34 protein-coding genes are annotated in these 26213 nt (G+C 52.9%); all 34 read right to left on the reverse strand.

Annotated elements, in window-relative coordinates:
* Positions 1-336: 336 nt before the first annotated feature.
* Entirely contained in the window at positions 337-519 is a 183-nt protein-coding gene (locus HOV93_RS26575) for a hypothetical protein (protein WP_390814071.1), read from the reverse strand.
* A 271-nt stretch (positions 520-790) separates the two neighbouring features.
* Positions 791-1888, reverse strand: a complete 1098-nt coding sequence (locus tag HOV93_RS07635) for a sulfatase family protein (RefSeq protein ID WP_235989998.1) — start codon at positions 1886-1888, stop codon at positions 791-793.
* Positions 1889-1969: 81 nt separating this feature from the next.
* Positions 1970-3016, reverse strand: coding sequence for an HD-GYP domain-containing protein (locus HOV93_RS07640; protein ID WP_207395900.1), 1047 nt, complete (start codon positions 3014-3016; stop codon positions 1970-1972).
* Positions 3017-3018: 2 nt separating this feature from the next.
* Positions 3019-6795: an ammonium transporter gene (gene amt / locus HOV93_RS07645; RefSeq protein ID WP_207395901.1), complete on the reverse strand. Its 3777-nt coding sequence runs from the start codon at positions 6793-6795 to the stop codon at positions 3019-3021.
* A 290-nt stretch (positions 6796-7085) separates the two neighbouring features.
* Positions 7086-7814 carry a YqjF family protein gene (locus HOV93_RS07650; protein WP_207395902.1) on the reverse strand — a complete coding sequence of 243 codons (729 nt, stop codon included), beginning with the start codon at positions 7812-7814 and terminating at the stop codon, positions 7086-7088.
* 63 nt (positions 7815-7877) lie between these two features.
* On the reverse strand, positions 7878-9491 hold the full coding sequence (locus HOV93_RS07655) for a TolB family protein (RefSeq protein ID WP_207395903.1): 1614 nt from the start codon (positions 9489-9491) through the stop codon (positions 7878-7880).
* A 113-nt stretch (positions 9492-9604) separates the two neighbouring features.
* A complete protein-coding gene (locus tag HOV93_RS07660; protein WP_315853373.1) occupies positions 9605-10303 on the reverse strand; it encodes a putative metallopeptidase in 699 nt (232 codons plus the stop codon).
* Positions 10304-10390: 87 nt separating this feature from the next.
* Entirely contained in the window at positions 10391-11137 is a 747-nt protein-coding gene (locus HOV93_RS07665; protein ID WP_207395904.1) for a bL17 family ribosomal protein, read from the reverse strand.
* 62 nt (positions 11138-11199) lie between these two features.
* Complete coding sequence (locus HOV93_RS07670; RefSeq protein ID WP_207395905.1) at positions 11200-12195, reverse strand: DNA-directed RNA polymerase subunit alpha; 996 nt, start codon at positions 12193-12195, stop codon at positions 11200-11202.
* Positions 12196-12270: 75 nt separating this feature from the next.
* Entirely contained in the window at positions 12271-12651 is a 381-nt protein-coding gene (gene rpsK / locus HOV93_RS07675) for a 30S ribosomal protein S11 (protein WP_207395906.1), read from the reverse strand.
* A 107-nt stretch (positions 12652-12758) separates the two neighbouring features.
* Entirely contained in the window at positions 12759-13142 is a 384-nt protein-coding gene (rpsM, locus tag HOV93_RS07680; protein ID WP_105351891.1) for a 30S ribosomal protein S13, read from the reverse strand.
* A 144-nt stretch (positions 13143-13286) separates the two neighbouring features.
* Positions 13287-13400, reverse strand: coding sequence for a 50S ribosomal protein L36 (gene rpmJ, locus HOV93_RS07685; RefSeq protein WP_105330843.1), 114 nt, complete (start codon positions 13398-13400; stop codon positions 13287-13289).
* 190 nt (positions 13401-13590) lie between these two features.
* Positions 13591-14319: an NAD(P)-dependent oxidoreductase gene (locus HOV93_RS07690; protein ID WP_207395907.1), complete on the reverse strand. Its 729-nt coding sequence runs from the start codon at positions 14317-14319 to the stop codon at positions 13591-13593.
* 10 nt (positions 14320-14329) lie between these two features.
* The gene (map, locus tag HOV93_RS07695; protein WP_207395908.1) at positions 14330-15100 is read right to left on the reverse strand and encodes a type I methionyl aminopeptidase; all 771 of its coding nucleotides are present in this window, start codon (positions 15098-15100) and stop codon (positions 14330-14332) included.
* The gene (locus HOV93_RS07700; protein ID WP_207395909.1) at positions 15097-15681 is read right to left on the reverse strand and encodes an adenylate kinase; all 585 of its coding nucleotides are present in this window, start codon (positions 15679-15681) and stop codon (positions 15097-15099) included. The genes map and HOV93_RS07700 overlap by 4 nt, the downstream gene beginning before the upstream one ends.
* A 127-nt stretch (positions 15682-15808) precedes the next feature.
* Positions 15809-17194 carry a preprotein translocase subunit SecY gene (secY, locus tag HOV93_RS07705; protein ID WP_207395910.1) on the reverse strand — a complete coding sequence of 462 codons (1386 nt, stop codon included), beginning with the start codon at positions 17192-17194 and terminating at the stop codon, positions 15809-15811.
* 246 nt (positions 17195-17440) lie between these two features.
* Positions 17441-17938 carry a 50S ribosomal protein L15 gene (gene rplO / locus HOV93_RS07710; protein ID WP_207395911.1) on the reverse strand — a complete coding sequence of 166 codons (498 nt, stop codon included), beginning with the start codon at positions 17936-17938 and terminating at the stop codon, positions 17441-17443.
* The gene (gene rpsE, locus HOV93_RS07715) at positions 17938-18420 is read right to left on the reverse strand and encodes a 30S ribosomal protein S5 (RefSeq protein WP_207395912.1); all 483 of its coding nucleotides are present in this window, start codon (positions 18418-18420) and stop codon (positions 17938-17940) included. The genes rplO and rpsE overlap by 1 nt, the downstream gene beginning before the upstream one ends.
* 77 nt (positions 18421-18497) lie before the next feature.
* A complete protein-coding gene (rplR, locus tag HOV93_RS07720; protein ID WP_207395913.1) occupies positions 18498-18863 on the reverse strand; it encodes a 50S ribosomal protein L18 in 366 nt (121 codons plus the stop codon).
* Between the two features lie 74 nt (positions 18864-18937).
* Positions 18938-19483, reverse strand: a complete 546-nt coding sequence (gene rplF / locus HOV93_RS07725; protein ID WP_207395914.1) for a 50S ribosomal protein L6 — start codon at positions 19481-19483, stop codon at positions 18938-18940.
* Positions 19484-19616: 133 nt separating this feature from the next.
* On the reverse strand, positions 19617-20012 hold the full coding sequence (rpsH, locus tag HOV93_RS07730) for a 30S ribosomal protein S8 (RefSeq protein WP_207395915.1): 396 nt from the start codon (positions 20010-20012) through the stop codon (positions 19617-19619).
* A 16-nt stretch (positions 20013-20028) separates the two neighbouring features.
* A complete protein-coding gene (locus HOV93_RS07735; RefSeq protein ID WP_207395916.1) occupies positions 20029-20214 on the reverse strand; it encodes a type Z 30S ribosomal protein S14 in 186 nt (61 codons plus the stop codon).
* Between the two features lie 75 nt (positions 20215-20289).
* The gene (gene rplE / locus HOV93_RS07740) at positions 20290-20862 is read right to left on the reverse strand and encodes a 50S ribosomal protein L5 (protein WP_207395917.1); all 573 of its coding nucleotides are present in this window, start codon (positions 20860-20862) and stop codon (positions 20290-20292) included.
* 63 nt (positions 20863-20925) lie between these two features.
* Complete coding sequence (gene rplX, locus HOV93_RS07745; RefSeq protein ID WP_207395918.1) at positions 20926-21261, reverse strand: 50S ribosomal protein L24; 336 nt, start codon at positions 21259-21261, stop codon at positions 20926-20928.
* Entirely contained in the window at positions 21261-21629 is a 369-nt protein-coding gene (gene rplN / locus HOV93_RS07750; protein WP_207395919.1) for a 50S ribosomal protein L14, read from the reverse strand. Before rplN ends, rplX begins: the two co-directional genes overlap by 1 nt.
* A gap of 62 nt (positions 21630-21691) precedes the next feature.
* Positions 21692-22006 (reverse strand): 30S ribosomal protein S17, encoded by a 315-nt coding sequence (gene rpsQ / locus HOV93_RS07755; protein WP_207395920.1) that lies wholly within the window; start codon positions 22004-22006, stop codon positions 21692-21694.
* Positions 22007-22036: 30 nt separating this feature from the next.
* Positions 22037-22240 (reverse strand): 50S ribosomal protein L29, encoded by a 204-nt coding sequence (gene rpmC, locus HOV93_RS07760; protein ID WP_207395921.1) that lies wholly within the window; start codon positions 22238-22240, stop codon positions 22037-22039.
* A 74-nt stretch (positions 22241-22314) separates the two neighbouring features.
* Positions 22315-22728 carry a 50S ribosomal protein L16 gene (gene rplP, locus HOV93_RS07765; protein WP_315853374.1) on the reverse strand — a complete coding sequence of 138 codons (414 nt, stop codon included), beginning with the start codon at positions 22726-22728 and terminating at the stop codon, positions 22315-22317.
* Complete coding sequence (gene rpsC, locus HOV93_RS07770) at positions 22688-23410, reverse strand: 30S ribosomal protein S3 (protein ID WP_207395923.1); 723 nt, start codon at positions 23408-23410, stop codon at positions 22688-22690. Before rpsC ends, rplP begins: the two co-directional genes overlap by 41 nt.
* Positions 23411-23455: 45 nt before the next feature.
* Complete coding sequence (gene rplV, locus HOV93_RS07775) at positions 23456-23806, reverse strand: 50S ribosomal protein L22 (RefSeq protein ID WP_207395924.1); 351 nt, start codon at positions 23804-23806, stop codon at positions 23456-23458.
* A gap of 86 nt (positions 23807-23892) precedes the next feature.
* The gene (gene rpsS, locus HOV93_RS07780; protein ID WP_207395925.1) at positions 23893-24165 is read right to left on the reverse strand and encodes a 30S ribosomal protein S19; all 273 of its coding nucleotides are present in this window, start codon (positions 24163-24165) and stop codon (positions 23893-23895) included.
* Between the two features lie 60 nt (positions 24166-24225).
* Positions 24226-25086 (reverse strand): 50S ribosomal protein L2, encoded by an 861-nt coding sequence (rplB, locus tag HOV93_RS07785; protein WP_207395926.1) that lies wholly within the window; start codon positions 25084-25086, stop codon positions 24226-24228.
* Positions 25087-25141: 55 nt separating this feature from the next.
* Positions 25142-25468, reverse strand: coding sequence for a 50S ribosomal protein L23 (rplW, locus tag HOV93_RS07790; RefSeq protein ID WP_207395927.1), 327 nt, complete (start codon positions 25466-25468; stop codon positions 25142-25144).
* A gap of 65 nt (positions 25469-25533) precedes the next feature.
* Positions 25534-26166, reverse strand: a complete 633-nt coding sequence (rplD, locus tag HOV93_RS07795) for a 50S ribosomal protein L4 (protein ID WP_207395928.1) — start codon at positions 26164-26166, stop codon at positions 25534-25536.
* Between the last annotated feature and the right edge of the window lie 47 nt (positions 26167-26213).

Consider the following 26213-nt stretch of genomic DNA (forward strand, 5'->3'; position numbering starts at 1 on the left):
GATCACCTCCTTTCTAAGGAAAACTTTTGGTTCAGCGGTTTTCACGAACCCAATATGAACCTCAAGTGGGACGACCACCCATCACTCAATCATGTCACTACCTTATTTATATTAAAGCCTCTTCGAGTTATTCGCTCGAAGAGGCTTTTTTTCGTGCGCGTAGCAGCTAACTTTTTCTAATCGACGACGTCTAGATTGATTGTCGTCAGAATGTTGCTTTGCGATTACGCCCGTAAGCTGTCTTCCCGACGGCTTGAGAGAAATAGCCGACCCAGCAAGAGCCGGGTCGAGCGATCTATCTTCAAACCCAATATGACTGAGATCCGAGCGTGCGTGCTATGCGCCATCATCTGGCAAGAAGGTGACCTTGCGATCGTTCGCTACTTTTTCGCCGGGCGTGCAGCGTCCCTGCTCGACCTGATGTTTGAGCAGTTCCAATAGTTGCTTCACCTGTTCAGGATGGCTCTCGACTAGATTCTCTTGCTCGCTGGGATCAGAGCTCAAATCGAACAGTTGCATCGACGGCAAACCTTGTTTGACGGCCGCAGGCTCTCTAGGCGCACTCCAGCCACCACTTCCACGAGATAGGCAAAGCTTCCAGTTGCCTTGCCGAATGGCAAAATGACCTGAGATCGAATGACTTACCAGTGAGTCACGCCCCGAGGCGTCCTCTCCTTCAAAGATCGGTACTAGGCTAAACCCGTCTTCCCCTCCACTAGGTCTTAGGGACTGCTGAGTTATGGTCGCCAGGGTTGAGTAAATATCGGTTAGGCACGTCAGGGCGTTGGTTTTACCCCCTTTTTTCGATATGTCCCGGCCATCGAACGATTAAGGGAACGCGATGCCCCCCTTCGTAAATATCGGCCTTGTGTCCGCGATAGGCTGCACTCGGGTCATGCCCTTTTTCTAACAGCAGCGGAATGTTTGCCTGAGGTGAACAGCCATTATCGCTGGTAAAGAAAACCAGTGTATTGTCATCAAGTTGGTTTTCCTTCAAAGCCGCGAACAATTCCCCCATATGATGATCGACCTGCATCACAAAGTCGCCGTATGGGTTCAATCCGCTGGCGTCCTTGAATGGCGGGATAGGCACAATCGGCGTGTGAGGTGCCGGCAACGCCAAGTAAAGAAAGAAAGGTTGACCAGCACGGTCTGCTTTGGCTTGCTCTTGAACGTAGGTAACCGACTTTTCAAAGAGATGCGGCAAAACATCGTCGATGACAAAATCAGGACTGATCGGCCCCTTTCGGTACCAGCCATAGCGATCTTCTTTTGCAGTCACCCCTTCCTCGCGTTGAGGAACCGCCGTTATGCGCCCCGTATCTACCCAAACATAAGGCGGCATGTCGAGCGAACCGCAATGTCCGTAGTACTGATCAAAACCGTTAATATCTGGTCCGTTGGTGACCGGTTTAGTGAAGTCGATCTTGCCATTTTTCTTGTGCCAGTCCCAACCGAGATGCCACTTGCCGATCATAGCGGTGTGGTAGCCGGCAGCTTTCATTAAGTGCCCCAGCGTAGGGCGGTCGGCTGGAATAAGATGTTCGCTCGTTCCGCTCAAAACACCGCGAGCGAGTCGTGAACGCCAGTTGTATCGACCGGTCAAAAGGCCGTATCGCGTAGGGGTACAAACCGAACTGGGTGTATGAGCATCTAAAAACGTTAGGCCTTCGGCGGCCATCTGCTCAAGATTGGGCGTCTTGATTTTGCAGTTGGGGTTCGTTGCCGAGACATCACCCACGCCCATGTCATCCGCCATCACGACTATGACGTTCGGCTGTTTTGCTTTATCTCGTTCAGAGGCGATCCCAAACGTGGTTACCAGCAGGACAAAACTTACCGCGCCGACCAATAGCCGACCAATAACATTCGACGATTCATGATCCAAGCGATATCCAGAAGAGCAGGGAGGAGTGAAAAGACCGGAGCCTTTTATATTAACCTCGCTTCGATCAGGATGCATCCCTTGTCAGTTGATCTCCGTCAACTCGCACGTTGTTTCAGTAGGATCGGAGTATAACTGCACAAAGCGTACGAAATCTTCCTTGCAAGATTCAAACGCCCGAACGACTTCCGGATCGAAATGCTTTCCGCTTCCGTCGCAAATAATGCTCTCAGCATACGCAGTGCTAAACGCATCCTTATAGATGCGTCTGGTCGTTAATGCATCGTACACATCGGCTACAGCAACAATACGCGCCGCGAGGGGAATCTCTAGCCCGCTCAATCCAAAGGGATAGCCACTCCCATCCCATTTCTCGTGGTGGGCCACCGCAATGTCTTTGGCCATCTGCAGAAATTTGGCTTTTGGAAACTGCTTGAGCGCTGCGTCAAGCGTTTCCGCTCCGAGGATCGTATGCTTCTTCATGACCTCGAACTCGTCCTTGGTCAGCTTGCCTGGCTTGAGCAGAACGCCGTCCGGAATGCCAACCTTGCCAATATCGTGAAGGGGGCTCGTCTGGTAAATTAATCGCACAAATTCGCCGTCGATCACCTGAGAAAACTGGGGGAGTGCCGACATCTCTCGGGCCAACCGGCGCGAGTACTGCCGAACCCGTTCCAGATGTTGGCCTGTTTCTGTATCACGCGATTCCGCCAAACGTGCCAACGCGAAAATGACTAAGTCACGTGATTCCAATCCGATCAGACGAATACCAGCATTGATCCGCGCCAAAAGTTCTGGTGGGTTAAAGGGCTTGACCATGAAGTCATCTGCCCCAGATGCCATGCCTTCCACGATCTCGTCATTTCGACCGCGACTGGTCAGCAAGATACTGTAAATGTAATGCTCGGTGAAACGCTCCCGGATCTCACGGCATAGTTCCAGGCCGTTCATCATCGGCATTTCCCAGTCCGTCACGACGATCTGAATCTCATTCACTTCGAGCGTCTTGACCGCTTCGACGCCATTGATCGCGGTGAACACCAAGAAGCCTTCCCGCGTCAAATAGCTCTCGATCATATCGAGTGCGATGTCGTCATCGTCGACCACTAAAATACTGGTGCGTGTGTCCATTCCTATCGATCTCCTTTTGCAGGATTATCTGCTTTCATCAGGTGGGCAATGGCCGCTTCGCACATGTCGAACTTTAGACTGAGATCTTGCATCAAACGCTCATATCCTTCAGCCTGCTGCTCCCGAGCAGCAGACTCGATGGTACCAGCAACACTCGAAACGGGCTGAGCTGCCACATTCGCAGCCATCCCTTTTAGGGAGTGAGCGACTTGAATCACCTGGCCCATGTTCCTGTTCTGAACGTGTTGACCAAGGAGTGCGATCTCCGACTTTGCTTTGACCGTAAACTTTTGTAGAACCCGCTGAATCAGGCTCTCGTCATTTCCACACCGTTCACGAAGTTCAGCGAGAGAAATCTGCTCTTGGTGAATTGCATCAGGAATACCCGAAGAGGCTTGCTCGGCAACGTCCCCTGAAGCTTGATCCGAGACCGGTGACATTCGCTGGTCCAGTTGTTTCAGGATGGTTTGAATTAATTGCTGACGATTGACTGGCTTCATAACGTAATCATTCATGCCGGCCGCAAGGCAACGATCTTGATCCCCCTTAATGGCCTGCGCGGTGAGTGCCACGATCGGCATACCTTGAAGCTTCGGAAGATCCGAAGATGCCATCTGGCGGATTTTTCGAGTCGCCTCGAAGCCGTCCATTTCCGGCATTTCGCAGTCCATTAACACTAGAGCAATCTCCGCCCTGCTTACCTTGTCGACCGCTTCTCGTCCGTTTTCGGCCAGCATAACCTGGAACCCTTCGGCTTGAAGAATTTCATGGGCAACCAGTCGATTGATCTCGTTATCATCTACGACAAGAATCGTTGCGTCCTGGTGACGGCGATCATTGATTGGTAAGGTTTCCGCTTCTCTGCGAGCTTGCATCTCATTTGAATGCCGGCCACCGGATAAAGAAACCAGCGTGTCGAGCAATCGCGACTGACGGATAGGCTTAGTCAGGCACGTCATTTCCAATCGCTTAAGTGCATCGCTAGATATATCACGATCGTACGATGTGAGCATCAACAGCTTGGTATCGCGATACGCTTGTTGCTGATGAATGCGGTCGGCCAGCGCTAAACCGTCCATCTCTGGCATAATATGGTCGAGAATTGCCAACTGGAATGGGGTGTTCCTTTCTGCCGCTTCCTTCATCAAATCAAGGGCCCGCTTTCCACTACTAGCGGTTGTTGTCTCGACACCCCAGGACTGCAACTGCTCTTTAAGAATTTGAAGATTCATATGGTTATCGTCGACCGCTAGAACCCGCAGGCCCTGGACGTTAGGAATAACATCGCAAGTCGATCGCTCGGTGCACTGCAAAGGAATCTTGAACCAGAAAGTCGATCCCTTTCCTGCCTCGCTATAGACGCCAATTTCGCCTCCCATGAGTTCGACAAGCTGTTTACAAATTGCCAGCCCAAGCCCCGTTCCTCCGTAGTTCCGCGTGGTTGAGGCATCCACTTGCGAGAAAGCTTTGAACAAGCGATCGAGGCGGCCTTGCGGAATACCAATCCCGGTATCTTCCACCGCAAACTGAACGAACGCCTTGTTCTCCATATTCGGATCGCTTTGTTTATTTGCCAGAGTGACATGCAAGTTCACGCCACCATGTTCCGTAAACTTGACCGCATTGGCGAACAAGTTGATTAACACCTGGCGAATTCGCTCTGGATCGCCAACCACCGCTTGGGGAACATCTGGTCCAATGCAACAGTTGAGTTCCAGTCCGCGCGTACGTCCTTGGGCTGAGAACATCTCTGGCACCGATTCCACCAGGTCGTGAACGACGAACTCTGTGGTTTCAAACTCGATGCCACCTGCTTCAATCTTCGAGAGATCGAGAATGTCGCTAATTAGGTGCAATAGAGTCCCAGCCGAACTCTTTGCTAGATCCACAAAACGTTGTTGGTTATCTTCCAGCTTGGTAGCAGCCAACAAATCGAGAAAGCCAATGATGCCATTAAGAGGCGTGCGGATTTCGTGACTCATGCTCGCCAGGAAGTCACTCTTGGCGCGATTGGCCGCATCGGCCGCGTTACGCTCGGCCTCGAAGTAGTGTGCTTTGCGCCGCTCGGTGATGTCCTCTACGGTCCCTTCGTAGTACGAGACATTTCCCTCGGGATCGCGGCGAACCGATGCATTTTCTGAGATCCACATCGTCTCGCCATCGGCCCGTCGGATTTCCGATTCAAAACTAAACACGACCCCCTCGTAGCCAAGGGTTTCGATGAATTGGGCGCGGCGATCCGGTTCGATATATACCTGACTGGCAATATCCGTAATCGACTCCGTCAATTCGATTAGATTCTCATATCCCAACATCCGAGCCAGCGCTGGATTGATGGTCATGAATTGCCCTTGAGGAGTCGTCTGATAGATTCCTTCGACCGCATTCTCAAAGATCCCGCGGAAACGCGACTCGGCTTCGGTACGCTGCTTCATCTCTTTGTTGACGCATTCGAGCACTCGGTTGTACTCGGCAGCGATCTGACCGACTTCCGTGTGCGGCTCGATGTCAACCTTCTGCGAGAAGTCGCCTTGCTCGCGATGACGAGACATGTTCGTGAGCAAGTCAATCAGTTCGGTACTCGCACCATGCTCCGAGATATTTAGGCCAGCGACTTCGTGCTCGGCCGATGTCCGGAAAGGCAGCACCAAATTGATCAGGTAAATCAGCGTGAAGCCCCCACCAAACGAAAGCGTGGCACAAACGGCAACCCCTTTTAACTGAACCCAAAACTGCGACCAGGCAGTCATGCCTTCGCCAAAGTGGCTAGGGTCGGCCAGGAAAGCGAGGGCCAACGTACCGAACGCGCCAGCACATGCGTGGGCGGGGAAAGCACCGATGACATCGTCGATCTTCAGCTTGGGTAAAAGCTCCGTTACCAAGCAACAGATCACGCCGGCACCACACCCGATAGCAACGGCAGCCCAAGGGGCCACGATATGACACGACGCCGTAATACCAACGAGCCCCGCGACAACACCATTCATCGTATGTCCAACGTCGGGACGACGATGAATGAGCCACGAGCATGACAAACAAGCTAATCCACCAAAGGCCGCTGCCAAGTTCGTGTTCACAATGATCAGCGGCACCGAGTCGTTCATCGCCAACGTACTTCCGCCGTTGAAACCGAACCAACCAAACCACAGCATCAACACGCCAAAGGTTGCCAGTGTCAGGTTATGCCCATGAATACCAGGGTTTTCTCCTTCGAAACGTCCAATGCGAGGTCCAATCACAAGGATCGCCGCCAGTGCTACCCAGCCGCCCACCGAGTGAACCACCGTTGAGCCAGCGAAGTCGATGAAACCTTCCCGGGCCAGCCAGCCAGAAGCAGTGCCATCGGCCGCACCTCCCCAAGCCCAATGGCCGAACAGCGGATAAATTACACCGGAAACGATTAAGGCGATGATGAAATAACCGCGAAAGCGAATGCGTTCGGCAACCGCACCAGAGATGATGGTTGTCGCCGTACCGCAAAAGACCATCTGAAAGATAAAGAATGCCATCAGCCAAGGCGAAGCGTCTTCACCAAGGCAGAACATCGTGGTCCCGAACCAACCGTGATAGCTGGCACCGAACATAATCGCGAAGCCAAACAGCCAATACACGGCCGCCGAAGCGCAAAAGTCGACCAGGTTCTTAAGCGCCACATTAAAGCTGTTCTTGGCACGAACCAGTCCACTTTCCAAAAGACAGAAGCCTCCCTGCATAAGCATGACCAGGGCGGCACAAATTAGCATCCAAGCAATATCGAGTTGTGTTAGGGCGGACGGCATGTTTCCGTAATTCCGTGAAGATCTCGCATGAGTTGTCTATGGCATCTCGTTCCGCCTCGAATCGAGATTCCTCCAGGGCTACAGCCAACCACCCTAAGGAAGCTGCCTTCAGCAATCAAAAAACCTTAGGTTGCGAATATTTTTCCATGCCAAAGTTTCGGCAGAAAGCATGATCGTTTTTTGATCACACGCTTCGCCGCAAACACGAATGGTTCGTGTTGTAACGATCAGGCCGAAGATAAGCCCGCGCGATTTCCCTCGTGAGCTGGGAAGACAAAGACCGCTTGTCTTTAAGGCTCGCCTCGTACCAACTGCAGACCGAAGATTTCAACATCCACTCCTGGAGAAAAATGCGCATAAGCAGGGGGCTCAGCGGGGATCGTAAGACCCGAAGCAGTCACAAGTGAGTCCTCGATGTCCAATAATTCGACCTCGTGAGCGGGGTAGGGGGAGTGATGCACCTGGCCGGAATATAGTCTTCCGCGATGCTCCAAAAACAACAGGTATCGCTCGAGAAAGAAGTGTTCGAGCGATCCAGGCTGTGAAGCTTTCAAAGCCTGACCAATTCGGTAACTCACCTTATGCCGCACTTTGCCACAGGGACGCGAGGTTTCGAAGATGATTTCATCTCCGGTGCGAGCCAGGCTCATCGTGGCATGGTAATAGGGCAGCCCCCAAAACTGCCGAGCACCCCAAACGGCCAACCGATTGGCCGCATCGAGTGACAAAAAGTAAACGCCTGGCCGACTACCGTGATAAACATACGTGCGGACGTTTGTCTCTAAAAAATTGATCGAAGCCCACTCAGGCCACCTGGCGTTGCGCACCCCTTCCATCGCGAATGGAACCACTCCGACATAAGCAACACCCTCGAAGCAATCGATCTCTAAGCTGGCAGGCACCAACGGTCGTAAGACTTCCAGGGGAACCGGCCAATGCAGAAAGAGCAAGGACCTCCATCGCTGATACCCTCGTACTTTTTGCTTCGGACGAATCGTTGGCGTTATGCGGTCGATCATTACGCACTTCCCATGATCAGAAGCAATATAACTAGAACGCTTCTTAGGTGGCTGTGGCCTCATCTACCAACGCGGCTGCGCCCAGAACCCGGTGTCTACTTCGATCGGTTCGGCGTCCCCTGTTTCCACATCAATGATATGCGGTCGAGGTCCGTCACGTCCTCCGAATTTCATCATTAGGATCTGCTCACCCTCTTTATCTGCCGAAAGAAATCCAAACTTCGGCAATCCGTCACCGACTTTCTGATGGTCTTTCCCTTCTAAACTGCACGTATACCAGAGGTCATCGTCGGCCTCGAATAGGATACGACCAGAGTCTCTCAGCAGCTGCGGCTGAGTACCTTGGCACAACTTGGTCACCTCGCCATTGAGATCCATCCGACAGATATAATGCGTCGTTTTTTTTAACTGCCCCTCGTGCTCCCTTACCAAGAGGACAAAGCCACTGTAGTCGGGCAGCCAGTTGAGGTAGGCCATGTCGTACGGCTGGCCGACTTGAGTTGAGTCACCTGACTCGACATCGACTAAGTGCAAACGAAACTGAAGCGGTCCGGCCTCATAGTCGACTTGCAACACGGCCAGAAGGCTATCATCGGGTGAAATTTCTGCGGAAAGGTTCAACCCCCTTAGAAGCGGCTCGCTTCCCAGACGAAAGTGCTCGTGCGTCTCCAGATCAATCGCAAAGACGCCGATGGTTCCGTCATACGGTAGCCATCCGGTGACGAAGCAGAAGCGATGATCCGACGAAAAGCAGGCCGAGCCGATAGTGCCCATCGCGAAGGGAACGCGACGCTTTGTGCCCGTTTCCAAATTCAGCATGATGAAATCTCGATCTCCGTCTTCGTCTTTCGATCCAGGCTTCCAAACCGGGTCGTTCTGGATGAGGATGACGTTATCCCAGTCATTGCTTTCTCCCGCGACGCTACCCGTGCGGTCTTCCCATTCCTGGTCACTTACGTCAAACGTAGCCGGGCTGACAACTCGCAGCTTTTGAAACGATCTTACGTGAAAGACATGTTGCAGCGCGCCTGCTTGTTCAATAACACCGGTTCGGGTGTTGATTCGCACCTGAGAGCCACTGTTTAAGAAATCATGGTAGGTCTTTAGCTTCTCTTCCATTCCAGGCTTCGGTTTAGGGGCAATCGCCATGAGATTGAGCAGTTGCTCGTATGCGGCGGAAACCATGCTCCGAGCTTGATCGTCGAGGGGTGCACGATAGACGGCTACTGCTCCATCCATTTTCTCGAACTCACCAATCGAGCCCATCTCCTGGTCGTAGATCTTTACGTCACTGCGAGCCAGAAACCCATACATGGAAGCACTGGAAAAGCAGGCTTCGTAGGGAAGACATTTGTAGCGTGTATTCTTCTCGGAGACGTACCAGAAACCATCTGTGTCGATGATCTCAAGTAATAGCGAAGTTGAGCCTGTCGCTTGCTCTAGAAAGAATCTCGATCTTTGCCGATCTCCTTTCATGACCACTTCAACTAGGATTTCACGACCATTAGAAACTTCGAAGGCAATCTCCCAGCGGATTGGCTTACGCTCAGAATACTCAAGAGTCCGCTGAGCAGCCGCTTCCAGATCTTGCAACCGAGGGGGCTGCTGACCTTGGACCATTTCTTCGCCGAGAGAGATCAGGACCGGTAGCACGAGAAAAGGAAGAAAACGCAACACGATGAGCTCGCTGGATGAGGGGTGGATACGATCACCAACTGGATGGTTTCGACTATCCTAAGCGTAGCGAGTGACCACATCGATTGCACATCGATTTTTAGCGATACAAGCTTCTAACTCGGTACCGGAATCAATTTCGGCCGAGGAATCTTAACCCCGTAAATACCGCCGCGCTGCTGATACAACTTGGCAAAATCAGGCTCTAGAAACGCGTACAACTTAGGCGGCGGCTTCTTCATCAGATACTTGTTCGATAAGACGGCCATGTATTCGTCGTATTCTTTTTGACTCGACGAATGGGCATAACAGCGGCCCGGATGACGTCGGATGTCACCGTCAAAGTTAGGACTAATGTGCCATAACTCGTGAAAGATGGTGATCATCTTTTCCGAGAAATCCATGTTTTGAAAACGCGGCAAGTAAAAGCTAAGAATGTAGAGCATCTCACGCCCGTGCTCATCCATCAGCGATTGGCAGGAATACTTGCGACCGCGACGCGTGGTGAAGCGAGATCCCTGTTCGAATCGCATGGGTGTTAGCGACGCGAAAATGCCATGAGTCGATTCAATACGCGCCTGAATAATGGCAACGGCCACGCGACTTAGGTCGATGTGCGACAGTTCTGGCACGCGAGCAATCATGTCGTTGACCAACACCCGCATTGCAAATGTGAAATCGAAACCACTCCGACCAGCCGACTTATGCAGTTGCACACGTCCCATTGATCTTGCTGGAACACGAGCTTGCTTCGCTATCGCGTTCTTACCAGGGGTCGCCTTCTTTCGCTGCTTAGGTCGCGAGGAGCGTTTCACTTCATATCCGTCCACGAAAAAACCGCTATACCCAAGCGAGTATAGCGGTTTTGAAATTCTCAGGCGATCCGAATCGCAAAGGGGCGTTTAGCCTTCCTTCTTTTCTTCGGCGTCATTCGTTTCTTCAGCTTGGGCGTCTGCAGCATCACCTTCTGGTGCGGCAGTTTCATCGGCTGAGGCTTCTTCGGCAGCGGGTGTGGCTGTCGATTCTTCGTCGCTGTCGAATGCCGGGCGTTCAGCTTCGGTCTTAACGCGATCTCGATCGTTACCGACGAATTCGAGAATGGCTTGAAGACCAGCATCACCTAGACGCGGCTTGGCCAGCTTTAAAATGCGAGTGTATCCACCATCGCGATCTACAAAGCGAGGAGCGACTTCGTCGAACAGAATTTCGACGGCACGCTGATTACCAAGCATAGCCACCACACGACGACGAGCAGCAAGGGCAGGCGCCATGGCGGCGTTCCACTGTTGCCACTGATCGCTATTACGCCATTCTTTGTATTCTGGCGTGTTGGGCTTGGCCTTAGTCGCAAACTTTTCCGCTTCACGAAGGTGCGGTATAGCATTCTTAGCCACGGTGATGCACTTTTCGACGTAAGGACGCAGTTCCTTCGCCTTATGCATGGTCGTGACAATACGCCCCTTGACCTTGGGCGTGTTGTGCCCAGTACCCGGCGTATCAGATGCCAAGTAATCGTTGTAGAGGTAATAGCTTTCGTTGACGTCGTCAGGACGTTCGGTCAACAGCAAGCTGCTCGCCATGTTGCGAAACAAAGCCTTGCGGTGGCTTGCCGAGCGTCCGAGTCGTCGACCTTTTCGTAAGTGTCGCATGATACTTCTTGAATGTTGTCAGTGCCGTGAAGGCAGGGATATTTTGGAATGGGATGTCCGAATTAATGCATCGGGCTGGAAGCCGGTGGCACTCGCATGCCAAGGTGAAGGTTGTATTCCTTCAGCTTCTCGCGAACTTCGGTCAGGGTCGTCTCGCCAAAGTTGCGAACTTCCATCAACTGATCTTCGTTGCGACGAACCAAGTCGCGAACCGTGAGGATGTTCTCCGATTCAAGACAATTGGAAGCCCGGACCGAGAGATGCAACTCAGCAAGGCTCATGTTGAGCTTGGCTTCCATCACCGGATCCAACCCACTAGGAGTCGAACGGCTAGGCATGTTGATCGTTGCACCCAGTTCATTGTATTGAACGAACGGGTTGAGATGCTTTCGCAAGATCTTGGCAGCTTCGACCAAGGCCATTTCCGGATGCGCTGAACCATCGGTCCAGATTTCCAGAATCAAGCGATCGTAATTCGTCTTCTGACCAACACGAGTTTCTTCGACCGTATAACGAACACGCGTTACCGGGCTAAAAACAGCGTCGACCGGGATAATACCGATTTCGTGTTCATTCGAGCTGTGCTCGGTCGAAGGAACGTAGCTGCGTCCCGACTCGACGACCATTTCCATCATGAATGGAATTTCGCCGGTAACGGTGCACAGATGCAGATCCTTGCTGATGATCTCTACATCGGCATCGCACTGAATGTCGGCACCGGTGATCTCGCAAGGGCCTTGCTTCTCGATCGTGATGACCTTGGTCATCTCCGAGTGTTTCTTGACGACGACCGACTTCACATTCAAAACGATGTCGGTCATGTCCTCGACAACGCCAGGAATGCTGGTGAATTCGTGTTGGGCACCACGGACTTTAATTTGCGTGACCGCTGCACCCTCGAGGCTCGAGAGCAGGATACGCCGCATGCTGTTGCCAATGGTGGCACCGAACCCACGCTCAAATGGTTCGGCAATGAACTTGCCGTAATTAGAGGTGAGGGTTTCGGCTTCGCAAGTGACCGCACTCGGCAGTTCCAACCCACGCCATCGAATATGCATAGTTCGCTCCGTTATGTGCTGCTATGTGTGTCTTGAGACCGCCTGAAACATTGCCAGGAAAGAGTCGTCGTGATACTAGACGCGACGCTTCTTTGGGGGGCGGCAACCGTTGTGCGGGATAGGAGTGCAATCTTCGATCGACTTAACGGTCAGTCCTGCTGCGGCCAAGGCTGTGATGGCGCTTTCGCGGCCACTGCCTGGTCCGTTGACCTTTACATCTACTTCCTTGAGACCGAACTTCAACGCCTTCTCAGCGGCTTGTTGGGCTGCGCACTGACCCGCGAACGGAGTGCTCTTACGGCTTCCCTTGAAGCCACAAGTTCCGGCGCTGGACCAGCACAACGTGTCACCCTTGCTGTCGGTGATGGTCACCTGGGTGTTGTTGAAGGTTGCCTTGATATGGACAGTCCCTTGCTGGACGTTACGTCGTGTCTTTCGCTTTGCGACCTTGGCCACTTAACTATCTCCCACCCCAACGGGCGTAGCGTTTAAGCTGAATGATGATATGTGATGCAATATGAGAAGCACGAAGCAAAACATCGCTGCGTCGCGCTTCATCAGAATTAACGAAGATCCTTCACGCCCTTCTTACCGGCGACGGTCTTCTTCGGACCCTTACGGGTACGAGCGTTGGTTCGGGTACGTTGACCGCGAACCGGCAAACCGCGACGATGGCGTAGACCACGGTAGCAAACGATGCGATTGAGACGCTGAATGTTCTGAGAAAGCTGACGGCGAAGAGGACCTTCGACCGTGTATTCGCTTTCCAGCAGACCAGCCAAACGGCTCAGTTCGTCCTCGTGAATTTCCGAAGCTGGGCGATCTTGATCGATACCCACCTTAACGCAAAGCTCACGGGCAACCGCTGGACCGACACCGTACAGGTACGTCAAGCTGATCCAGGTCTTCTTATCGTTGGGAATGTCCACACCGAGCAAACGTGGCATGGTGATCTCCTAAGGTTGCCCTGTTGAGGGCAAATGATTCCGAAAATGTATTGTGCTATGGATTTGCGAAGTGGTGCAGTGTTTCGTTTTGCCCTTCCGGGCTACCCTTAGAACTCGGGCGAAACACCGTGGCAAGACGGAAAACTAACCCTGTCGTTGCTTGTGACGGGCGTTTTCACAAATGACATAGACCCGGCCTCGACGGCGGACCACTTTGCATTTGTCGCAAATTCGCTTAACGCTGGCTCTTACCTTCATGACTCTCTTCTTCCAAACCTTGGGCGTTGGGGAAGCGGGACAGTATACCCCACGACCTTTTCCGCTGGCAAGGGGCGTGACTATGAAAACTTCGGTTTTCGAAGGGTGAAAGAGCACATTCCTATTGACCAGAGGACAACTCCCTCCCTTTTCACATGGTCATCGACGATGCTCGAATGGCCTAGCTTAGCTACTTAGCTTCGTGGCTATAAATCACGGGCATTTGGCCAACCCATTTCCCCCATATTGCATCGTTCGTGATTAAATCAGCCATAAAATGAGCCACATTGATCCGATTGGTGGTCCCGGCATTGAAAATCGGGTCACGTGTCGGCGATGGGTGAATGTCGTAGGCAGACGTTTCTGCTCGATCAACTAGGGAATCTGGCCTCACGACCGCCCAACTGAGCGACGGATTATTTTTTCCAATTTCTTGCCGAAGAACATCCGAGGCTTGTTCATTGTCGACATGAGGGGGCAACGTCCAACGTAATAATCCCACCACAAATCGATTGGCAAATGTTGCTGTCTCGTCCAGGTCGCGATTCTGGTTCCCAGCGGTATTCATCAGGACGTATTTGACGCGTTTCTCTGGCTTACTCTGCTCGATTGCCTGGCAAATCCGCCGCGTCGCCTCGGTTACAAGACGCATCGGATGACCGAAGAGCCCTTTGAACGTCAGATTATGCCCCAGGCAACAGGCGACGCCTTCGCACCCGGTAACATGCTGCCCCAGTTCTTCGTGGCTCAGCTCTAAGAGACTCGCTTCGACAATCGTTACATCGGGATGATTTATTACCGCCTCTGGTAGGCGATCTCGCGAGCGGACGATCACGCGGACCTGATGCCCACGATTCAATAACTGCTCAACGAGAAGTCTACCGGTCGCTCCGGTCGCCCCTAGTACGAGAACAGTCATTGGTGTCCGCTTAACCCTCGCCAGTCAGAATGCGTACGCCTGAGGTGGTCAGTGCGAGCGTGTGTTCGAAGTGAGCCGTTAGGCTGCGATCTTTCGTCGAGAGGGTCCATCCGTCGCCGTGTAAGTACAGATCTTCGCGACCCACCGCCACCATAGGTTCAACAGCTAAGACCAGCCCAGGCCGAAGATCAAAATCCCCTTTTTGCCGAAACTCACGGGAATCGTAATTAGGAACCTGAGGTTCTTCGTGCATCGTTGTGCCGATCCCATGGCCCACAAGCGTAGTAATCACTGAGAATCCGGCCGATTCGACTTCGCTCTGCATTTCCTTGGCCACCTGACTCCAGCGTTTTTTCACTGGCAGCAACTCAATGGCAATCTGCAGGGCACGCTCGGTGACTTGCATCAGCTTTTTGGCTTCATCACTGATCTCGCCCACGGCATAGGTCCAGGCCGAATCACCGCACCAGCCACCAATTTTGGCGCCAGTATCGACGCTGACGATGTCACCTTCCCTCAGGATACGCTTGCCAGGAATGCCGTGAACCACTTCATCGTTGACCGAAATACAAGTGGCAGCGGGGAAGGGGATCTTGCCTGGGACACCCTTGAACAGCGGGATGGCCCCTGCATCAGAAAACAGGTCGTCGACGGCTTGGTCAAGCACTGCTGTGGTGATGCCTGGTTTAACTAGTTCGGCCACTCTTTGGTGTGCCTGCCGAACGAGTTGTCCGGCGAGATGCATTTTCTCGATCTCGCGTTTCGAGCGAAGCGTGATCATGCGTTCTTCTTTCGAGCCACTTCTTCCAGAACTGCTTTGATGCGGTCGAAGACCTCTTCGATCGAGCCGATCCCGTCGATCCGGTAAAGCACCTGTTGCTCTTCGTAGTAAGCAATCAGCGGCGAGGTCATGTCGTCGTAGACCTTCATCCGGTTGCGAATCGTCTCTTCGTTGTCGTCGCCGCGGTCTTCCTTCTGGGCTCGAGCCATCAGACGGCTCAAGAGTTCTTCTTCGTCGACTGTCAGGTTTAACACAGCGTCGACGGCTTCGTCGTCGACAGCCAGGCCCAAATCGAGCGACGCGGCTTGTGGCAAGGTTCTAGGGAAGCCATCCAGTAGATACCCATTGCGGCAATCAGGCCGTGCAAGACGTTGACGCACCAGCTGCACGACAATTTCATCTGCGGCAAGACGCCCCCCTTCCATCTGGGCGGCGACCTTCAGACCAAGTTCTGTCTTATTACGGATCGCCTCCCGCAGCATTTCCCCCGTCGAGATATGAGGGATGCTCAGGAATTCGACCAGCTTTTGGGATTGGGTCCCTTTGCCGACGCCAGGAGGTCCGAGAAAAATAATCCGCATGGCCTAACCGCAGCCTAGCTTGGGCGTGAATGACGTGGGAAATCATCCACACCGAAGTCACAAAATCGAAGCCGCCTTCCAAATGGGGTACTGGAAAGACGGGACGTGCCATCCTGGCGAGAAAGGGTTAGCCCTCGATGAGACCCTTATAGTTACGCATCACTAGGTGACTATCGATCTTCTGCACGAGATCAAAAGCCACACTCACGGCGATGAGCAACCCGGTTCCACCATAGAAGCTTGCCACCTGAGGCGAGACACCCAGTTCCGCAGAAACGAGCGTAGGAATGATGGCCACCAATGCAAGGAAGCCTGCACCCACGTAGGTGATGCGAACCATCACCTTTTCCAAGTATTCTTCAGTACGTCGACCTGGGCGATACCCTGGAATGAACGAACCAAAGTTCTTCAGGTTCTCTGAGACGTCCTTCGGGTTGAAGGTAATTGCAGTCCAGAAGTAACAGAAGAAGTAAATCAACGCGATATAACAAGCGATATAAAGGAAGCTTTGCCCACGAGCAAAAATATCGGCTAAATTCGCCATCGCTGCTGACTCAGTCCAACCTGCTAAGGCCTGAAAGATAAATTGCGGAAACAACAGCAAACTGCTGGCAAAAATGATCGGCATCACGCCTGCTTGGTTGATACGCAGCGGAAGAAACTGGCGAGTACCGCCATAAACACGGCGACCGCGAACATGCTTGGCACTTTGCATGGGAATCTTACGCTGGCCCTGCATGATGAAGACCACCCCGGTGATCACCGCCACAAACAAAATCGCTAAGACGACAATGGTTTCGATACCAAACTCGCCTCGTGTGAAGTTGGTTAATTCCGGCTTGGTGTTGTAAAGCAACTCGAGCAAGGCCCCCGGCATCGCAGCGAGAATACCAGCCATAATCAAAAGGCTGATACCATTACCGATGCCAAACTCGTCGATCTGCTCGCCGAGCCACATCAAGAAGACGGTACCGCAGGTCATGATCGCCACGGCGACGATCGCCCAGCCCCAATACAGGCTTTTGTCGACATTCCCAGGTTCAGAGGAAGTCCAAAATGCCTGGTTGACAATGCTATCTCCATCACCTCCCACAGCCGTCATCGACGCCAAGTAGAAGTAACTCTGGATGACGCATAACGCTACCGTAGCATAGCGGGTGTATTCATTAATTTTCTTACGTCCCGTCTCCCCTTCCTTCTGCAACTCTTCTAGCGGCTTCCAAACGGTGCCGAGAAGCTGGAAGATAATCGACGCCGAAATGTAAGGCATGATACCGAGACCAAAGATGGTGATCTGGCTCAACGCACTCGCACTGAAAACGGAGACTTGTTGCAGTAGACCGGCAACGCCTTCATTTCCTTGTGAGGCGAACATCTCTTGAAGCTTGAGCTGGTCGATCATCGGCAGAGGAATTTGCGAGCCGACACGAAAGACGGCCAACAAGCCGATCGTCAAAAGAATCTTCGTCCGTAGTTCGGGGATAGTGAAAAGGACGCGTACTTTTTCCAACATGACAATCTAACCCGATTTGGCTAGTTCAATTGGATGCCTGCAATGAGGCATAGCAATGAACGATGGTTTGCAGGGATGTGCGGTTGAGTGAATTTACACCAAACCGCGTGTCTCAGACTAGACCACCCGAATGTGTCCTATCCGTTAATTCGAGCCTATTTTCGCAATCTTGCGGCTCGTTAATCACTGCTTGCGCAAAAAACATGCCCACGTGGTTACGTGGGCATGATTTATTTTGTCTCTAAATTAAGACTTAGCCTCTTTGGCCGATTCTTTTTTCTCAGCCACAGTCGTAATGCGAACGACCGTATTGCAGGTACCGCCTGCTTTTTCAATCTTTTCCTTAGCCGATGCGCTGAAGCGGTGAGCTTCCACGGTCAGCTTCTTGGAAAGTTCGCCGTCGCCGAGAATCTTTACTTCGTCAAAGCGACGCTTGCAAAGACCCTTTTCTCGCAACGATTCGATGTTGACCGTATCGCCGTCATTGAAAAGGTCATTGAGAGCCTTAATGTTGACTTCGGAGACCGTCAATGCCCAGCGGTTATTGAAACCACGCTTGGGGACGTGACGAACAATCGGGGTCTGACCACCCTGGAAGGTCGCTCGGTTGGACCAACCAGCTCGACTGCGAGCACCCTTGTGACCACGCTGCGATGTCTTGCCCCAACCACTACCGGTACCACGACCAATACGTTGGCGACGCTTATTCTTTTGAACGCCTTGGTTGATATCGTGCAAACTCATTAGACGGAAACTCCTCGCAGGCGTTGAATTTCTTCCTTGGTTCGCAGTTGCTCCAGTGCGTTCAGAGTGGCTTTCACCAGCACGACTGGGTTTGTCGAACCGAAGCTCTTGGTCAAAACGTCATGGATACCTGCGGCTTCGCAAACTGCTCGAACCGAAGCACCGGCGATAACGCCTGTACCAGGGTGAGCCGGAAGCATAACCACACGACCCGCACCGAAGGTTCCGATGACCTTATGAGGGATCGAACCCTCAACGATCGGAACGCTCAGCATTTTGCGTTCAGCTTGCTTGACAGCCTTTTGGACGCTTGGCGGCACTTCGTTTGCCTTGCCATAGCCCCAACCGACCTTACTCTTGCCGTCACCAATGACGACCATTGCCGCGAAGCTGAAACGACGACCACCCTTGACCACGGCGGCACAACGCTTGATCTTCACGACCTTTTCGACGAATCCGCCTTTGCCAGAATCTTTCGCCACGGTATTGGCTCTCCCGTTTGGATGATGCCGATCTGTCGATCAGCTTTTCCCAACGCTTTGAATGACTTAGTTATCTACTAGAAGTCCAATCCACTTTCGCGAGCAGCAGTTGCCAACGCGGCAACTCGACCGTTGTAGCGAAAATGTCCACGATCGAAGCAAACCTGCTTCAGGCCGGCAGCTAATGCCTTGTCGGCGATTGCCTTGCCAATCTTCGCGGCGGCTTCACAGTTTCCAGCGGTAGCATCTGCACGCAGATCTTTATCGCGAGAAGAAGCCGACACAATCGTGCGGCCTGATTCATCATCGATAATCTGACAGTAGATGTTGTTATTGCTTCGGAAGATCGTCAATCGAGGACGTTCGGCGTTGCCGCGAACCTTTCGACGGACATGATTACTCCGACGTTTCCGCTGCTTGGAAATGAATTTCTGCTTGTTCACGACTCAACTAGCCTCGTGGGTGCTACGGTGACAGCCGCAGCACGATGACTTCAATTAACGTGGTTGATTACCGACTACTTACCAGCGGCCTTACCAGGCTTCAGCTTAATGCGTTCGCCCTGATAGCGGACCCCTTTGCCCTTATACGGCTCAGGCTTACGGCTGGCACGCACTTCGGCAGCGAACTGTCCGACGCGTTGCTTGTCGATTCCCTTGACCAGAACATGCGTTTGATCGGGGCAGGTGACGGTAAGATCCTTAGGGATCTTCTTGTGAATTTCGTTTGCGAAACCGACGCGTAGTTGCAGGACGTCGCCAGCGATTGCCGCCAGATAACCAACCCCCACAACTTCCAATCGTTTCTCATAACCCTTCTCGACGCCTTCGACCATGTTAGCGATCAAAGCGCGAGTCAGCCCGTGCATGGCTTTGCCAGTACGCGTATCTTCTTTACGCGTAATCAACACTTCCTTGTCATCTTCGCCCATTGCGATAGAAATGACAGGATTCGCCGTGTAAGAGAGCTTACCCAGGGGGCCTTCAACGTTGACGGTTTGACCGTCTATTGAGACCTTGACCTTTTCAGGCAGGGCAACAGGTTTTCTACCTAGTCGGGACATTTTCTTAACCTAACTTGAGGCAATGGGTCTCTACGAAGGAGACTGTCCTAATGGATGTATGGATTCGAGGCTTGGCTTAGCGGACCACCGATATTCTGTAACCCTTGGGGTCAGCAGATCTACCGGAAGGACACTACCAGACTTCGCACAAAACTTCGCCACCGACCTTCTTTTGGCGAGCTTCACGATCGCTGACCACACCGCTAGAGGTGCTGATCACCGTGATGCCCATGCCGTTAAGGATCGGACGTAAATCGGTCGACTTAGAGTAAATGCGACGACCTGGTTTACTGACACGCTTGATGTGCTGAATTACGCGTTCCCCACTGGGGCCGTACTTCAGTTCCAAGCGGATCTGTTTAACCGGAAGGTCCTCGGTTTCTACCCAGTCCCAGATATAGCCTTCACGCTTCAGCACATCGGCCAAACCGCGTTTGACTTTAGACGTAGGCATTTCAACGTGTGGATGCTCGACGCGAACCGCATTGCGTATGCGGGTTAACATGTCGGCGATAGGGTCGGTCATCATAATACTTCGGGTCCCCTTACCAACTCGCCTTGCGTAAACCTGGAATTAGCCCTCGATCCGCCAAATTGCGAATACAGATACGGCAGACACCAAACTTTCGATACACGGCACGCGGACGGCCGCACATGTTGCAGCGACGCTCACGCCGAGACGAAAATTTCGGCTCGCGATTGGCCTTGGCGATTTTTGACTTGCTTGCCACGAGGATTTCCTACCTGGAAAACGAATCGACTGGGTAACAAACGTTCTATATACGGTCCGGTCTAAGTACTACGACTTAGGCGGTCTTCTTCTTTTTTGGGTCTTCTCGCTGGAACGGCATGCCCAACAAGGTCAGCAGCTCCCGAGCTTCGTCGTCGGTTGCCCCGGTGGTAACGAAGGTAATGTCCATCCCTTGCTGACGGGTGTATTTGTCCGGGTTCAATTCCGGAAACACCATCTGCTCGGTAAGGCCCATCGTGTAGTTGCCATTACCATCAAAACTTTTTGGATTCACACCACGAAAGTCGCGAACCTGAGGAAGAGCCAGGGAAACCAGGCGATCCAGAAATTCGTACATCCGTTGACGTCGCAACGTGACCTTCACGCCGATTGGCATGCCTTCACGCAGCTTAAACGCGGCGACACTCTTCCGAGCACGACAAATCATCGGGCGTTGGCCGGTGAATTCAGTCATGGACTCGGCAGCTTCGTCGACATGCTTCTTTTCGGTGACGGCCGTACCGACACCCATGTTGACAACGATCTTACGCAACCGTGGCAGGTTCATAGGGTTTTTACGCCCCAGCTTCTCTGCCAATGCGGCAAGCACATCGTTTTCGTATTGTTCTTGAAGTCGTGGTTTGCTCATGGCTTATCTCGAACGATTACCGGCTCACGCCATTTTGATTTTGGGACTGCAGCTAAGCAGTAATTACTTGGCCGGACTAAGCTGGCCGATCTCGGCATTGCATGACTTGCAATAGCGAACCTTGCTGCCGTCCTCTTTGATCTTGGCACCCGTCTTAGTGCGTGATTTGCACTCTGTGCAAACCAGCATGACGTTGGAAATGTCGATTGGCATTTCCTTCGACAGCTTGCCGCCCTTAGGATTACGCTGGCTCGGTTTCACGTGCTTGTAAACCTTAGCCGCACCTTCGACGAGGAGCTTGCCCTTCTCAGGGAAGACCTTTAGCACTTTGCCGCGAAGTTCGCTGGCCGAATCGGCGCCGGTGATTATTTCGACGGTGTCGTCAACTTTGATATGCATTAGACCACCTCATTGGCCAAACTGACGATCTTCATGAACTTGCGCTCACGCAGTTCACGAGCGACCGCACCGAATATACGCGTGCCGCGCGGATTATTGTCTTTATCAATCAGCACAACCGCATTGCGATCGAACCGAATATAACTACCGTCCGCACGACGAGTCGGCTTCTTACAGCGAACGATCACGGCTCGAACGACGGCCTTCTTCTTAACGTCCGCACCTGGCACAACTTCCTTTACCGAGCAGATAATCACGTCACCTAGGCCAGCGGTTCGCTTACGCGTACCACCGAGAACCTTAATGCACATGACCTGCTTCGCTCCGGTGTTGTCGGCGACGGCCAGTCTTGTTTCTTGTTGAATCATCGCTTTTTAAATCCAACCCTATGCCGCAGCCGATATATTGGCCTTGGCGGTGAACGGGAGCTTTAGCTATCTTCTTGGTCTTGTAGGTGAGCCGCTTGTTCACGGGCAGCTTTCAAAGCAGCCACGTCAACTTCGGTGCTCTTTTCCACGATCCGAACCAGTTCCCAACGCTTTGTCTTGCTGCGCGGGCGGCTCTCGATGATCTCAACCCGATCGCCCAAGCCCGACTCGTTGTTTTCGTCGTGCACATGGCAAACCATGCGGCGCGAGTAGTACTTGCCGTACAGCGGATGACGGATGCGACGGGCGATTTCGACGCGACGCGTCTTGTCTTGCTTGTCGCCAGTCACCCGACCGACCAATACTTTCTTGGGCATTGCCGAATCTCTCTTATAACTTCGCTTGAATTAGGTACTGGCCGCAGCGGCTGTACGCTCGGCTTGAATCGTTTTAATCCGAGCCACCAACTTGCGATTCTTCGCTAGTTCGCTCGGGGCGTCCAAACGCTCGGTCTGGGACTGAACACGCAATCGAAACAAAACATCCATGGCGTTTTTCAAGTTCGCCTGGAGCTGTTCCTCGCTCAGTTCTCGCAATTCACTTGCTTTCATAGCCTTATCGCCTAATCTATTTCGCTTGCGGTTTACTCGCCGCCGACCATCACCGGCCAAATCCTAAAACAGGATTAGGCCTCAGTTGTTTCCAGTTCCGGACGACGACGCACAAAGCGACACCGAACCGGCATCTTGTGAGCTAAACGAGCAAAGCAAATCTTCGCTTGTTGCTCTGTGACACCTTTGAGCTCGTACATAACCGTGCCGGGCTTTACAGTGGCAACCCAACGGGCAGGCTCACCTTTACCCTTACCCATACGAGTCTCCAACGGACGAGCCGTTACGGACTTGTGAGGGAAGATCCGGATGTACAATTTACCGATACCACGGACGTACTGCTGGGCAGCGATACGACCCGCTTCAATCGTTTGGGCGGTAATATGTCCCGCTTGTGTGGATTGAAGTCCAAAATCACCAAGGACGACGGTATTGCCACGAGTGGCGTTACCTTTTATACGTCTTCTTTGGCTTTTTCGGTGCTTCACTCGTCGAGGCATCATAGCCATCGGAGTCGTCCCCTTCGTAAAAACCGTTATTGATCCAGACCTGAACCCCGATGTGTCCCTGCGGCGTACGTGCTTCGGTGAAGCCGTAATCGATTTTAGCCCGCAGGGTGCTCAACGGAATCGATCCTTCAATTTGCTTTTCGCGGCGAGCCATTTCCGCACCACCAAGACGGCCAGCCATTTGGATTTTGATGCCTCGGGCACCGGCCTCCATGGTGCTTTCGATCGACCGTTTCATGGTACGGCGAAAGCTGGCACGCTTGGCCAACTGGTCAGCGATATCCTCGGCGACCAACTGGGCTCGCAGTTCTGGACGACCGACTTCTTCAATCTTCAGATTGATGCGACGGCCAACCAGGTTTTGCAGTTCTTCCTGCAGCTTCTCGACTTCCTGACCCTTCTGACCGATGATCAGACCAGGTCGGGCAACGAACAGTGTCACGCGAACTTCGTCGCGAGTTCGTTCGATCTCAACTTTGTCGATGCCTGCATTACGATACTTTTGACGAATGCGTTGATCAGGGTGCTTCAGGATGAAGCCGCGGATCTTTTTATCTTCTAGCAACAGTGCTGGAAAATCACGCTTCGACGCAAACCACTTGCTCTTCCACCCGATCATCACACCGGTACGAAACGCAATTGGATTAACTTTTTGTCCCATGCTTGTCTCTCGACTCGAAGACGGGGCAGCCAACGTGTGGTTGCCTTAGCCTTGGAGCTCCTCCAGGGTGACGTGAATGTGACAGGTCCGCTTCAAAATCGGGAAAGCGCTTCCACGTGCTCGGGGGCGGAATCGCTTAATGATCGGGCCACCATCGACGCGAGCCTCTCGAACAAACAAAGCCTGCTGATTCGCAGCGCGACCTTCGTTCTGTTCTGAATCTTGCGAATTGCCAATGGCACTCTTAATGACTTCTTCCAGCATGCGAGCACCCCGCTGCGGTTGGTACCGCAGAATGTCGAGTGCTTCCTCGGCCAGTTTGCCACGCACCAAATCGGTTAGCGGGCGCACCTTTCGCGGACTGATGCGTGCCAGTCGGTGGGTCGCTTTGAACATGGTTGATCAACTCCTCGATCCACGAGCGTTGGGCAAGGCCCTTATTAGCCGTGGGCAGCCAAGCTGCATTTGCCAATCGATGTGCGTTATTTCTTCTTCTTGTCAGAACCGTGACCACGAAAGGTTCGCGTCGGCGAGAACTCGCCGAGCTTATGCCCGATCATGTCCTCGGTGACATAAACCTTCAGGTGGGCCTTGCCATTGTGGACCATGAACGTGTGGCCGATGAACTCAGGAATGATCGTGCAAGATCTTGCCCAAGTCTTAATCGGGTCCTTCGTGCCAGCTTCTTCTTGCTTGGCAACCTTTTCGTAAACGTTCGGGTCGACGTACGGCCCTTTTTTTAGGGATCGGCTCATCTTTGAAAACCTTTAGGATCGCGGCTTGGCGGCCTAACTTTCCGTGTGCTGTGGGGGCTCTTACTTCAACAACTTCAGCAGACCATAACGACGCGAACGACGGCGTCGAACGATCGAGCGGTTGGAAGCCTTTTTGCGGTGACGTGTTGCTCCACCCTTTGTCGGCTTACCTTGCGGCGTAACCGGGTGGCGACCACCCTTCGTTCGGCCTTCACCACCACCGTGCGGGTGATCGACCGGGTTCATCGCGGTACCACGAACGTGAGGACGACGACCTAACCAACGCTTACGGCCAGCCTTACCCAGCGAAACCTTTTCGTGATCCGGGTTGCTAACACGACCAATGGTCGCACGGCAACGGCTGGAAACACGACGAATCTCACCACTGGGCAGCGAAAGCTGAGCCCAGTCGGCTTCACAAGCCATTAACGTCGCGGAGCTACCAGCCGAGCGGCACATCTCGCCACCACGACCAGGAGTCATCTCGACATTATGAACAGTGGTACCGGCTGGAATATTCTTCAGTGGCAAGCAGTTACCGACAGTCGGCGATGCTTCGCTACCACTTTGAACTCTGTCACCGGCCTTCAGGCCATCGGGAGCCAGGATGTATCGCTTCTCGCCGTCCAGGTAGTTCAACAGGGCGATACGAGCACTGCGGTTCGGATCGTACTGCACCGATGCAACCATCGCCGGCACGCCATCTTTGGCGCGACGAAAGTCGATCACTCGGTAACGACGCTTATGGCCGCCACCACGGTGACGAGTTGTAATCTTACCTTGGTTATTACGACCGCCGGTTTTGGTCAACTTCCGGAGAAGCTTCCGTTCAGGCTTCGCGCCCTTGGTCAACTCCTTGAAGTCGCTGACCGAGGCGTTACGACGCCCAGCGGAGGTCGGCTTATATTTTCGGATACCCATGGTTCGTCTCGTAGTTTATTACGGGTCGCTGTCTTATGCGGAGGACCGGTCTCGATTAATAGAAGTCGATCTTTTGATCATCAGCCAACGTCACGATGGCCTTCTTCCAGTTACGAGTCGTTCCGTTGCGAAAACGATAACGGCGGGACTTACCCTTCCGAGTCTGCGTCTTCACGCTGGCGACTTTGACGTCGAACAACTCTTCGATCGCACGACGGACATCCAACTTGGTGGCGACCGGAGCGATCTCAAACGTGTATTGATTCAAGTCTTCCGAAACCTGAACACCCTTCTCAGTAACCAGCGGACGCAAAATCACCTGGTGTGAATCAAGCGTACGGGTCGGGGTGTCTGTGCTCGGTTTGTAGTAAGGCCGTGCCATGTTGGCACCTCTGTCACTATGTCAGGTTGAATTGATTTACTGCCAAGCCAATCGGCTGCCAGCGACTACTCGCCCTTATCGCTTTTACGCAGCGAATCTAGGGCAGCCTTCGTGATGACTAGCTTCCGCGGACGCAATACAGAGTAGGCATTCAGTTCAGCAACGGGAGTTACGGAAACGCCTTCGATGTTTCGTGCACTGCGAAAGAAAATCGGGTCGTGCTTCTCTAATGCAATCCCGATCTTTTGACCGTAAATGCCGAGGGCCTTCAAAGCACCTGCAACGCTCTTGGTCTTAATTTCATCTTGAGCCAGGTCATCAACGACAACCACTTGCTCGCCTTGGATCTTGCTGGCGATCGCCATTCGAGTCGCGATCTTCAATGCCTTCTTATTCAACCGATACGAGTAATCGCGAGGGCGAATCGCAAAAATCTGACCACCACCACGGCGAATACCACTTCGCTTGGAACCGGCACGTGCGTTACCGGTACCTTTCTGGCGATACATCTTCTTTGTCGAACCAGCCACTTCGGCGCGAGTCTTCGTGCGGTGCGTACCCTGGCGAAGATTCGCCTGGTACATCACAACGGCGTCGTGCATCAACTGCTTGTTGATCGACGGAGCAATTTCAGCCGGGTCAAGCTCGTACTTGCCGACTTCCTTTCCGCTCTTGTCAAAAATTGGCAAACTGACCATAGGACTATTCTTTCACGCGTTGACGCGACTTATGACTTCAAGGCTCG

The organism is Bremerella alba (assembly GCF_013618625.1).
GTDB lineage: Bacteria > Planctomycetota > Planctomycetia > Pirellulales > Pirellulaceae > Bremerella > Bremerella alba.